This window comes from Sphingomonas sp. PvP018 (assembly GCF_017876865.1).
Taxonomy (GTDB): Bacteria; Pseudomonadota; Alphaproteobacteria; order Sphingomonadales; family Sphingomonadaceae; genus Sphingomonas; species Sphingomonas aerolata.
On sequence record NZ_JAGIOU010000001.1, the window covers coordinates 1,142,427 to 1,155,084 of the forward strand.

The window sequence follows — 12,658 nt, forward strand, 5'->3', positions numbered from 1 at the left end:
GACCTCTGGAACCTCTGGGAGGTGAAATGATGGCGACAGTCATTGCCGGTGTCGACGTGTATGACGGCAGCGGCGGCGCGGCCTTCCGCGCCGACGTCGAGATCGGCGACGGGATCATCGCGCGGGTCGCGGCAGCCGCCGCGTCGCCGCCGCCGGGCGCGATCGACGGGCGGGGCCTGGCGCTCGCACCCGGGTTCATCGACGCGCATACGCATGACGATCTGGTCGTGATCGCGGCGCCCGCGATGACCGCGAAGGTGACGCAGGGCGTGACGACGGTGGTGGTCGGCAATTGCGGGATCAGCGCAGGCAGTGATCTCAGCGCGCATGCCCCCCTGCCCGACCCGCTGGTGCTGCTCGGTGGCGCGGACGAATTCCGCTATTCCGATTTCGCGGCCTATGCGCAGGCGGTCGACGCCGCGGTCCCGGCCACCAATGTCGTCGCGCTGATCGGCCATACCGCGCTGCGTGCGCGACACATGGACGGGTTCGACCGCGATGCGAGCGACGGCGAACGCGCGGCAATGCGCCGCGACCTGGAGGACGGGCTGGCGGCGGGCGCGTTCGGGCTGTCGACCGGGCTCGCCTATGCCAATGCCAACGCCGCCTCGACCGCGGAGGTGATGGCGATCGCCGAGGCGTTGCGCGGTACCGGCGCGCTCTATTGCACGCATCTGCGCAGCGAGGCGGCGGCGATCGTCCCCGCGCTGAACGAGGCGTTCGCGATCGGCCGGCACGCCTGCGCGCGCGTGATCGTGTCGCATCTCAAATGCGCGGGCGCGCCGCAATATGGTCGCAGCGGCGAAATCCTCGCGATGCTCGAGGACGCCGATGCGCATCAGCCAGTCGGGTGCGACTGCTACCCCTATACGGCAAGCTCCTCGACGCTCGATCTGAAGCAGGTCGTGCCGGAGACGCCGATCCGGATCACCTGGTCGGACGCCGAGCCCGCCCAGGCGGGACGGATGCTCGCGGACATCGCGGCCGAATGGGACGTCGACCTGCGCGCCGCCGCAACGCGGCTGCAACCGGCGGGTGCGGTGTATCACTGCATGACCGACAGCGATGTCGACCGGATCCTCGCGCATCCGCTGACGATGGTCGGGTCGGACGGCCTGCCCTGCGATCCGCGGCCGCATCCGCGGCTATGGGGCAGCTTCCCGCGCGTGCTCGGCCATTATGCGCGCGACCGCGGCCTGTTCCCGCTGGCGACCGCGATCCGCAAGATGACCGGGCTTCCCGCCGATCGCTTCGGCCTGCACGACCGGGGCTATGTCCGCGCAGGGTTCGCCGCGGATCTCGTCCTGTTCGATCCCGCGCGGATCGCCGACCGTGCGACCTATGACGAGCCGACGACCGCGGCCGATGGCGTGATCGGTGTCTGGGTCAACGGCGTCGCGACGCTCGCGCTCGGCCGACCGACCGGCGCCCGCGCGGGCCGCCTGCTGCGCCGCGCAAACCCCATTACCCAGTGAAGGAATGATCAGATGACGGACGGACTCAAGCGTTATGGCGTCGAAGGCGGCAGCGGCACCGGTGGCCAGCATCTGCCGTTCGCGCGCGCGGTCGGCGCGGATGGCTGGCTGTTCGTATCGGGCCAGGTGCCGATGGTCGATGGCGAGGTGATCGACGGCGGCATCATCCCGCAGACGCATCAGGCGATCCGCAACGTGCTGAAGATCCTCGAGGAAGCCGGATACGGTCCCGAGCATGTCGTGCGCTGTGGCGTATGGCTGGACGACGCACGCGACTTCATGTCGTTCAACCGCGTGTTCCAGGAATATTTCGGCGCGCATCCCCCCGCGCGTGCCTGCGTCGTGTCGCAGATGGTCGTCGACTGCAAGGTCGAGGTCGACTGCGTCGCCTGGAAGAAACCGTAAATGCAGCCGGGCGGCATGCTGCTGACCGCGGCGGCGATCGCCGTCGCCGCGCTCATCGTGCTGATCGTGCGGGTGCGGCTGAGCCCGTTCATCGCGCTGACGCTGGTGTCGCTCGCGCTCGCGCTGGTCGTCGGCATCCCGCTCGGATCAATCGTCAAGAGCTTCGAGGCGGGCGTCGGTGGCGCGCTCGGGCATATCGCGCTGGTCGTCGGGCTTGGCACGATCCTCGGCAAGATGATGGTCGAAAGCCGCGGCGCGGAGCGGATCGCGGACAGCGTGATCGGCTTTTTCGGCCCTGCACGCGCCGACTGGGCGATGATGACGGTCGCGCTGATCGTCGGCCTGCCGGTGTTCTTCGAGGTCGGCTTCGTCCTGCTGGTGCCGATCGTCTTCACGCTGGCGCGGCGGCTCGGGCAGCATCCGATGCGGATGGGGCTGCCGATGGCGGCGGGGCTGTCGGTGGTGCATGCGATGGTCCCGCCGCACCCCGCAGCGTTGCTAGCGACGCAGGCGTATAATGCGGATGTCGGGCTCACCGTGCTGTTCGCGTTAATCGTCGGCATCCCGACCGCCGCGATCGCCGGACCGCTTTATGGCCGGCTGGTGATCCGGCACCTCGCACCGCAGCCGATCGCCCCCGCCGCGGTCGTCGAGGCCGAGGACACGCGGAGCCTGCCCGGCTTCGGGATCACGCTTGCGACATTGCTGCTGCCCGTCGTGCTGATGCTCGCCGGCAGCCTCGCGACGATGATCGCGCTGCCCGGATCGCGGCTCGACGGCATCCTCCGCTTCGTCGGCACGCCGGTCGTCGCGCTGCTCGCCGCGGTGCTCGTCAGCTACTGGACGCTGGGGCTCGCGCGCGGGATGAACCTCGGGACGATCCAGAAGTTCACCAACGACTGCCTCGCGCCGACCGCGATGATCACGCTGGTGGTGGGCGTGGGCGCAGGATTCGGCCGCGTTTTGATCGACAGCGGCGTATCCGACGCGATTGTCGCCGCGGCGACCAGCGTCCACATGCCGATCGTGCTGCTCGCCTGGCTGATCGCGGCGCTGATGCGCGTGGCGACTGGGTCGGCGACAGTGTCGATGGCAACCGCCGCGGGGATCATCGCGCCGCTGGCCGCGGCCAATCCCGGGATCAGGCCCGAGCTGCTGGTGCTCGCGACCGGTGCGGGATCGGTTATTCTCAGCCACGTCAACGATGGCGGCTTCTGGCTGGTAAAGGAGTATTTCGGGCTAAGCGTCGCCGACACGATCCGCAGCTGGACCGTGTGCGAGACGCTGATCTCGGTGGTCGGGCTATTGCTGACGCTGCTGCTGTCGCTGGTCGTCTAGCCTATTTGCCCCCGATCGTCGTCACGGGGCTGTTCCACCCGCGCAGCCGCACCGTGGCGACGCCGCGGTCGCCCGGATAGGCGACGGTGACGTCACGCGTCTCTCCGGGCAGCAGCGAGACATAGTTGTCGCTGAAATAGGCCGGCAGGATCTGTACACCCTTGCCGTCGAACAGCGTCAGCTTGGTCTGCAACGCGGGTGTCGTGCCCGGATTGGACAGCGTGACGCGGAGCGATCGCTCGCCCGCCGCCGCCGTTCCTGCCGCCACATCAGCCCGAAGCGTGGCCTGCGGCATCGCCGACAGCGCGCGCAGATCCGCGGGGTTCGCCGCCTGCCAGTAGAAATTCTCCGACACGCGGCTCCCGTCGGCGGCGGACGCGTCGAGCCGGACCAGCACTGGCCCCTTCGCGAGAGCGGCATCGAGCGCCAGCGGGAAGAGCGCGACCGTGGCGTTGGCGGGCAGGTCGACGGTCTGCGCGTGGGTCGCGACGGTCGCGCCGGTCAGATCGGTGACCCGCGCGGTCGCCCTGACGCCGGTCAGCGGCCGGCGCGTGGTGTTGACCATCACGACCTGACGGCCCGGCTGGTTCATCTGGATATGAACCGGCTCCGCCCCCTTCTTGGTGCCGTAGAACGCGGCGTGCGTGTCATAGTCCGACGAGTAGATCTGGAAATCGCTCGAGGGCCAGGCGGGGTGCGTCATCCACAGCATGCGGGCGCTGTTGGTGGTCCACAGCCCGGCATTGAACCCTTCGAAGATCGCGCGGTGCGATTCGTAGTTGAGCATCTGCGCCTTGCGCTCGAAATCCGCGAGATCGCGGGCCGGACCGAATTCGGTGTCCATCGCGCGCACGAAGCTCGCCATCGAGACGCCGCGTTCCTGGTGCCAGTCGTGATAGACCCAGGTGTCGCTGATCGGCCAGCGATCCTCGACGGGAACGGTGCGCTGCCACGATTCCAGCGTCGGAAAGCTTGCCGTGCCGACCTCGATCGCAAAGCCGTGCGGATAGCCGGTGAAATAGTCCTCCGGCGGGTGCCATTCATAGGGCCCCGATCCGCCCAGATTGATGACACGCGAATTGCCCTTGTAGAGCCGGGTGCCGTCCTCCTGCCAGACCATGTCCTGCAAGGCGGTCTGCAGGATCGGCTGCGGCACGCCTTCGTTGCGGCCGAACCAGAGGATGATCGACGGGTGGGTGCGATAGCGCCGCACCACGTCACGCGCATTGGCAACGAACAGCGGCACGTCCTGCGCCTCCGCGTCATTGTCCTGCGTCGATTCCCAGAAGTCGTTGAGCACCATCAGCCCATGGCGGTCAGCGAGCGCATAGAACGCCTCTTCGGTGCTCTGCCCCATCCAGTTGCGGATGATGTTCATCCCCGCCTCGCGGTGAAGCCGGAAATAGGGGGTCAGCCGGTCGGTGCCGACCCGCTTCATCATGTCGTCCATGCCCCAGTTGCCGCCGCGCGCGGCGATGCGGACGCCGTTGACGCGCAGCACCATCTGCGGCGACAGCGGATCGTCGGGCAATGCGGTGACCGCAGGCGATGTCTCCGCCCCCGGCATCAGCGAATTCGCCCAGCCGCCGCGGACCTTGCGCAGCGCCGGGTGGCGTTCGTCGATCACCGGCGTGCCGAGATCATGCGCGAGCGCGGTATCGACCAGCACACGCCGCAACGCCCCCGCGGTGTCGAGCGACGACAGTTCATACGTGACGCTGCGCATCCCGAAATCGAGACTGCGGCGGTCCGACACGACCCGGTCGCTCGCCACCGTCAGATCGAGCCGGTGCAGCGCCGGGTCGCCATAGCCGTTGGGCCACCAGAGTTTCGGCTTCTGCACCGCGAGCTGCGGGAAGCTGCTCGGGGTGAAGCGCACGACCTGGCTGGCACCGGCCGGAAGCGTCACACGCTGTTCAACCGCAACATCGTCGAACGCCGCGCGCACGGTCGCCGAGGCCGGCGCGGTGCCGTGGTTCGTCACCGGGACCTCGATCGAGACCTCGGCGACCGCATTGTCGGGCCGCGGCAGGCGGGTCGAGACCGCCGGATCGCCGATCGTCACGAACCCGGTCGCGGCGAGATCTACACCCTGCCACAGCCCGGTGTTGCGATCGCGCACGCCGGGGATCCAGTCCCACCCCTCGCTCGCGCCGAAGGTCGGACCGTCGCTCATCAATGCGCCGCCATTGTCACCGCGCCCGCCGGCGAGCGACTGTTCGTGCGCGATACCGGGATGCGGCGGCGGCGCGACGAGCACCGCGATGCTGTTGCGCTGCCCGGGCCGGAGCCGGTCGGTCACGTCGAACCGCCCGCGGATAAAGGCGCCCTTCACGTCGCCGATCGCGGTGCCGTTGACCCACACCTGCGCCGCATAGTTGACGCCGTCGAACGTCAGCGTCAGCCGCTTGGCCGGGGTCGCGGGCAGTGTGAATTCGCTGCGATACCACCAGGATTGCCGCGACAGGCTTTCTGGGATCGCCATGTTGTTCAGGCCGATCGTCGGATCGGGATAGACGCCGCGATCGACGAGCGTCGTCAGCACCGTGCCCGGCACGGTCGCGGCATGCCATGAGCGGGCATCGAACCCCGGCTGCGAGATCGCGGCCCCGTTCGCCGCCACGGTCGGCGCCGCGACCAGGCGCCAGGCGTTGACGGCATAATGCCCCTCGCGCGTCGGCGCGAGCGCGGGGGCAGTCGATACGGGGCTTGCGACGGGCTTCGAGAAGGGCGCCTTGCCGGTCGGGAGTTCCCAGGCCGGTTGCGGGGCGGTCAGACCATATTGCGTCTTGACCTGCAGCGGCCAGGACGGGCTGGCATCCTCGAACCGGATCAGCGCCGCGTCGGGCTGACGCCGGGCGAGCGTGGCGATCGCGGGTGCGGCGAGCAGCAAGGGGTCGAGCGCGAACGCGGCGATCCGCCCCGCAAACCCGGCCTGGCCGGGCAGGCGCGGTCCGAGCGCGACGACGCCGGTCGCCGGCGGCATCGCCTCGGCGGTGGCGGTGCCGACGAGCCGCCCGTCGACGAAGAAGCGCACCCGGCCCGCATCCGCGGTCGCGGTCAGCAGGTGCCAGGACTCGCGGGTGATCGGCGCAGCGGCGCGGATCATCGTCGCGCCCATCTGGAAAACGGGCTTGCCATCGTCGAGCGCGAACATCCGGGCGGCCGCGCCGGCGGGGTTGCCGATCGCCGCGACCGGCACGCGCCCCTTGGGCAGCAGCGTCGGGTTGATCCATGCGCGCATCGTCCATTGCGGCATCGGCGGCAGCGCCTCGTCGGCGGCATAGCCCTGTACCGGACGTTCGAGACCGTCGGACCCGGCGAGGAACACCGCGTTATACGGCCCGATCGTCGCCCGCTTCGGGTGCGCGATCCGCGACGACGGCCAGTCGACCTGCTGTGCCGCCGCCTGCGCCGGCCCCTGCATGGCGGCGACGCCGGCGCACAGCGACGCCGTATAGATCCTGATGGCACTCATCTCGCAGGCTCCCCTTGGGTGTCGTTCGCGTTATTTCGGCAGCACGGTCCGCGTCCCGGTGATCGTCACGTCCGTCCAGATTCCCGCCGCGTCCCCGGGCTGCCCGCCGCCGACGAACAGCCGGTAGCGACCCGGCACGACGGCATGCGTACCGTCATGCTCGACCATGCCGAGGCTGCGCGGGTCGATGGCGAAGTCGACGGTGCGGGCTTCGCCGGCACGCAGCGGGATCCGGCGGAACCCGACGAGCTGGCGTTGCAGCACGGGAATCGTCCGCCCCTGTTCCTGCGCGTCGACGGGTGCGAGATAGGCCTGGACCACCTCGTCCCCGGCGAGCTTGCCGGTGTTGGTCACGGTGACGCTGACCGCCAGCGGCTGTCCCGCGGTCACCGTCGCGATCGGTGCCGTCCTGGGGGCATAGGCGAAGCGCGTGTAGCTGAGGCCGTGGCCGAACGGGTAGAGCGGCGTACCGCTGAAGAAGCGGTAGGTCCGGTTCTTCATGCTGTAATCGATATAGGCCGGCAGATCGCGCGTCGTGGCATAGACCGTCACCGGCAGGCGCCCGCCCGGATTGATATCGCCCGCCAGCATCCGCGCGATCGCGGTCCCGCCGGACTGGCCCGGATACCAGGCGGCGACGACCGCGTCGGCATGCTCCCTGCTCCACGGATCGGCGATCGCGGAGCCGGTCAGTTGCACGACCACGATCGGCTTGCCGGCGGTGGCGAGCGTTTCCAGAAGCGCGCGCTGCGGCTCGGGCAGTTCGATCGCGGTGCGGTCGCCGCCGAGGAAGCCCGGCACGTCGAGCCGCAGCGCCTCGCCCTCGAGCGTCGGCGACAGGCCGGTGAACACCACGACCACATCCGCTGCGCCGGCGGCGGCGAGCGCCTCGCCGCGCTGCGCGTCGATCGGTGCGACCCAGCGCAGGCCGATCCCGCCGTCCTCGCTTGCGTGCACATAGTCGATGCGGAGGTCGTGCGGTTTGGCGTCGGTGACGGTGACCTCCGCCTCGACTGCGCTATCGCTGCCGTCGTCGGTGATCAGCGGCTTGCCGTCGAGCCACAGCTTAACCGGATCATGGCCTTCGCAGTCGAAGCAGCGGGGGACGTCGAGCCGCAGCCGGTAGCGGCCGGGGCCCGGCGGCGTCAGTTGCCCGGTCCAGCGGACGCCGTAGCCTTTGCCCGACAATCCTGGAACGGGCGGCGCGCGATCCCAGTCGAAGTCGATCGTGCGATCCTGCCTGGTCGCGACCCGCCGGGTCATCGCGCCGTCGCTGAAATACTCGCCTGTCAGCCCCGGCCTGCCGTTCGCCGACAGGGCGGTTTCGGGCACGGGCAAGGCGACGCCCGCCGCCAGCCCGCTGCCCTGCGCATAAGTGACGCGATCGGCGCCGAAACGCGCGCGAATGCCCTGCAACGGCGTGACCGGCGCGCTGGCGGTGCCGTGGTAATTCGCCTCGAGCACGTCGAGCGAGTCGGCATTGGGCCCGATCACCGCGATCCGGGTCCCGGGCTTGAGCGGCAGCCGGTCCTTGTTGGTGAGCAGCACCAGCGACTTTTCCGCCGCGGTCTGCGCGAGTGCGCGGTGCGCGGGCGTGTCGACCTGCGACGGCGCGATGCGCGTCCAGGGGCTGCGCTGGCCAAAGGCGATGCCGAGCGCCGCGCGCGACGCGAGGACACGACGCAGCGACGTGTCGATCGCGGCTTCGGGTACCAGACCCTTGCGAACCGCGGCGGGCAGCGCATCATAGCTCGGCCCGCAATCGAGATCGGTGCCCGCCTGCAACGCCGCCGCGGCCGCCGAGGGCAGATCGGGGCGGTAATAATGGAAAACGGAGATATAGCCGACCGCATCGCAGTCCGACACGACCATGCCGCCAAACCCCCAGTCGCCGCGCGCGCGGTCGGTCAGCAACGCGGACGACGCGCAGGCGGGTACGCCGTGAAGCGAGTTATAGGCGCACATGATCGACCGCGCGCGGCCTTCGGTCACCGCCATGCGGAAGGCCGGCGTGTAGGTCCCGGCCATGTCGCGCGGGGAGATATCCGCGTCGAAGCTGTTGCGCCCCGCCTCCGGCCCCGAATGCGCCGCGAAATGCTTCGGCGTCGCGATCGCCCTGGGATGCGCGGCATCGGGCCCCTGGATGCCGCGAACGAACGCGACGCCCAGCTTGCCCGTCAGATAGGGATCCTCGCCATAGGTCTCCTGCCCCCGCCCCCAGCGCGGATCGCGGAAGATGTTCAGGTTGGGCGACCAGATGTGCAGCCCCGCGAAACGCCGCCGGTCGCGCGTCGAGCGCACGGCGTTGTACTTCGCCCGCGCCTCGGTCGAGACGACCGTGCCGACCTGATCGAGCAGCGCGGTATCCCAGCTCGCCGCCAGACCGATCGCCTGTGGAAAGACGGTCGCGATCCCGTTGCGCGCGAGGCCGTGCAGCCCCTCGCTCCAGTAATCATAGGCGGGCAGATCGAGCCGGGGCAGCGCCGGCGCGCTGCTGCCGAGCTGCGCGGCCTTCTCCTCCAGCGTCATCGCCGCGATCGCCGTCTCGACGGCGGGTGGCGTCGCTTGAAGATCAGGCGCCTGGACATCGGCGGCCATCAGCAGGAACGGCAGCATCGGCTTTCCCCAGTTAATCGGATCCGATGACCGACCCGGTCATGCCCAACGGCATACCGGGCCGGGGTCATCAGAAGTTCGCGCGCATGCCGACCCGGAACGCGCGTCCGACGACGTCGTAGAGACCGGGGTTGGTGATATCGCTGGGGACGGTGGCGGCGTCCTTGTTGAACATGTTGTCCACCTTGACATAGCCCTGCACCGCGTCGGTGAATTTGTACGAGGCGCTGATGTCGACGTAGAAGGCGCTATCGAGGTGATTGCGATCGATCGTCGGGTGATCGATCGTCGAGACCGGGCAGTTGGTCTGGCAGACGATATATTCGTTGCTGATCACGCCCGCGCTGATCCACCGTTCCTGCAGCGTCATGCTGAAGAGGTCGGTCGTCCAGTCCTGGACCGCGAGGACCTTCCAGCTCGGCGTCGCACCCTGCCCCAGATTCACGCCCGCCCCCTGGATGGGGATCGTGTTGGGCAGGCCGCGATCCGAGACGAAGTTCTTCACATGCGTCGCCAGACCGCGCAGCGACGCCTGGCCGGGCAGGCCGATGCCCGACAACGGAATCTGGTAGCTCGCCTCGATGTCGAAGCCGTCGGTGAAGATCGACGCGAAGTTGAACGGCTGGACGGTGACCGAGGCGTTGTTCGGATCGCTGATGTCGAAGCTGTTGCAGGTGAAGGTCACGCCGGCGAAGCAGAGGTTGATCTGGGTCTGCGCATCGAGCGCCGCGATCGCGCTCTTGATCTTGATGCGGTAGTAATCGACCGAGATGTTCAGCCGCGGCGCCCAGGACGGACGCGACAGGATCACGCCGAATTCGGTATTGCGCGCGACTTCGGGGCGCAGCGCGGTGTTCCCCGTGGTCGTCTGGAGCACGGTGAGCGTGCGACCCGGATTGAACGGATCGGTCGTGCCGGTGCGATTGCTGGTGACCGGCGCGGCGAAGAGCTCGCTCAGATTGGGTGCGCGGATATCGCGCGAGGTCACGCCGCGGAAGCGGATGCCGTCGACCGGCGTGTCCCAGGTCGCGCCGACCTTCCACGTATAGACCGTCCCCGACGTGCTGTAGTTGGTCGCGCGCCCGGCGGCATTGAGGTTCGCCTTGCCGACCCCGTCCGAGTTGAACAGCGGGGCATTCACCTCAAGGAAGGATTCATAGACGCTATAGGCGCCGCGACCGTCGCGGTAATTGCCCGCATACCAGTTGCCGCCCTGCGGGTTCAGCAGCGGGTCGCTGGGATATTGCGCGTCGTAGGCACCGCTGGTCACGACGCCATTGCCGTAGGGATCGGCGTTCACCTGATAGAATTCATGTCGATATTCGCTGCCGAACGCGACCGACAGCGCGCCGGCGGGCAGCTGCAGCGGCTCGCCGCTGACCGAGAAGCTCGCAACGTCCTGGGTCTGGCGCGTATGCTGATATGGTCCGTTGCCCGGAAGGATATAGGCGAGCGCGGCGGCGCTGGGCGTCTGGCCGCCGATGATGTTGAGCGGGACGCAGCCGCTGGCGACCGCGGCGGGATTGGCGCAGGTGATACTGCCATCGGGCGCGCGGACTGCCTGGATCGCGGCATTGTAGCGCGGCATCAGCGGGATATCGCGGACGGTGATGTCGGTGATGCCCGTGCCGTGCTGATAATAGGCATCATAGCGCCAGTCGCCGCCGAACGCCTGGATCTTGCCCTTCGCGCCGGCGACGAAGCGATATTGCTCGCGCTCGGTACGGACGCTGATCGAGTCGGGGAAGATCGCGTTGTCGACGCCGTAGCGGAACTGGGTGATCCCGTTCGCCGCGCAGGCCTCCTGGACCGAGGTAGGGACATAGGGGTTGGCGCACTGGAGCGTCAGGTTGCCGAACTGCGCGGATCCGACATTGGGAATGTTGCCCGTCGTCACCCGGGCGACGTTGACGGTGGTGTAGAGTTCATTGTCGGGATCGATGTCGAAGCCGATCCGGCCATAGCCGCTGAGCCGCGTGATCGTCGACTTGAGCGAATTGGCGTTGGTCACGTTGCCCGACCGGTCACCGCCTTCGCATACGCCGTTATAGCAGCCCAGCACGTTGCCGTTCGCATCCTTCAACGGCACGCCGTTCGAGCCATATTCGAACTGGCGCGGATTGCCGTTCACGTCGAACGCGGTGCCCTGGAGCGGGCCGGCGGTGATCAGCCCGTAGAGCGCCGTGTTGTTCGCCTGGGTGAAGCTGCGATCGAGATATTGCGGGCCGCCGTCATTGGTGATGCCGCGGTTGATCAGGTTGCGCGAGACCAGCCAGTTGCGCCCGCCCGGGCCGCTGCCGTCGGGGTTCGATCCGACGCCGAAGCCGGCCGATCCGATCCCGTCCTCGTGGCTGTATTCGCCGCTGCCGATGAGATGCAGCCGATCGTTGAACAGCGACTTCCCGACCGCGGCCTGGACCGTGTAGTTGCCGTCATCGCCGTAGGTGCTGATGCCCGACTGGAGATTGGCCTTGAAGCCGGTGAAGCGGGTATTGGTCACGAAATTGACCACACCGCCGACCGCGTCGGAGCCGTAGGATGCGGAGGCACCCCCGGTCACGACGTCGACCCGTTCGATCAGCAATTGCGGGAACAGGCTGACATCGGCGACGCCGGTGACGTTCGCGCCGACGACCCGCTGGCCATCGATCAGGGTGAGCGTGCGGATCGGCTGAAGGCCGCGAAGACTGAGCGCGCTCAGCCCCTGCACGCCGGTCGAGGTGCCGTTGGCGCCGACGGTGGCGCCCGTGCTGCCCTGGAGCGAGGGCAATTGCGCGACGGTCGTGAAGACGTTGGGCTGCGCGTTCTTGGCGATCGACTCGGCGCTCAGCACCTGGGTCGGGGTCGGTGCGGTGAAGCCCGACGAGATGATCCGCGAGCCGGTGACGACGATGTCGGACTGCGGGGTGGCGGGCGCGGGAGCCGCTTGGGTTGCAGGCGCGGCGTCCGGGGTCGGGGCCGCCTGCGCCGCGGGGGTCTGGCTCTCGGCGGGCACCGGCTTCGTCGCGTCCTGCAGCACGTCCTGCGCAAAGGCCGGTGTCGCCAGCATCGTCGATGCCGCCAGAACCGAGCGCAGCACTGCAAAATTGATCACTTGGCGCATCACATACTCCCCACAGAAACCGGGGCGCTTGCTGGCCCAATGTCGTTTCGGGGGTCGGCTTAAGTCGATCAATCTCCCTGCGCAACATAAGTTTCATAAAATGTCTTTTTATATTTAGATCCGTCTTTTTAGGCTTTTTTGGTAATATATTGGTACCCTTAACTCGATAGTTGCCTCCAATTAACCTTATTTGTGAGTGGCTTGCATCATGTTATCGATACATAACATGGATTATATATGTTC

General features: G+C 68.1%; 6 protein-coding genes. 3 read left to right on the top strand and 3 right to left on the bottom strand.

Features of this window, described 5'->3' with window-relative positions:
- Positions 1-29: 29 nt before the first annotated feature.
- From J3A66_RS04750 to J3A66_RS04760, 3 genes are read left to right on the top strand one after another with little or no spacing between them, the layout of a single operon-like run.
- A complete protein-coding gene (locus J3A66_RS04750; RefSeq protein WP_209567513.1) occupies positions 30-1,475 on the top strand; it encodes a D-aminoacylase in 1,446 nt (481 codons plus the stop codon).
- Between the two features lie 12 nt (positions 1,476-1,487).
- Positions 1,488-1,880, top strand: a complete 393-nt coding sequence (locus tag J3A66_RS04755) for a RidA family protein (protein WP_192070096.1) — start codon at positions 1,488-1,490, stop codon at positions 1,878-1,880.
- Positions 1,881-3,218, top strand: coding sequence for a gluconate:H+ symporter (locus J3A66_RS04760; RefSeq protein ID WP_209567516.1), 1,338 nt, complete (start codon positions 1,881-1,883; stop codon positions 3,216-3,218).
- 1 nt (position 3,219) lies between these two features.
- Here the strand turns inward: J3A66_RS04760 and J3A66_RS04765 are convergent, their stop codons facing one another.
- The 3 genes from J3A66_RS04765 to J3A66_RS04775 all read right to left on the bottom strand — a co-directional run bounded on the left by J3A66_RS04765 (position 3,220) and on the right by J3A66_RS04775 (position 12,415).
- Positions 3,220-6,696 carry a LamG-like jellyroll fold domain-containing protein gene (locus tag J3A66_RS04765; protein ID WP_209567518.1) on the bottom strand — a complete coding sequence of 1,159 codons (3,477 nt, stop codon included), beginning with the start codon at positions 6,694-6,696 and terminating at the stop codon, positions 3,220-3,222.
- A gap of 30 nt (positions 6,697-6,726) precedes the next feature.
- Positions 6,727-9,312 carry a glycoside hydrolase family 3 protein gene (locus J3A66_RS04770; RefSeq protein ID WP_209567520.1) on the bottom strand — a complete coding sequence of 862 codons (2,586 nt, stop codon included), beginning with the start codon at positions 9,310-9,312 and terminating at the stop codon, positions 6,727-6,729.
- Positions 9,313-9,382: 70 nt separating this feature from the next.
- Positions 9,383-12,415: a TonB-dependent receptor gene (locus J3A66_RS04775; RefSeq protein ID WP_209567521.1), complete on the bottom strand. Its 3,033-nt coding sequence runs from the start codon at positions 12,413-12,415 to the stop codon at positions 9,383-9,385.
- Positions 12,416-12,658: the final 243 nt, after the last annotated feature.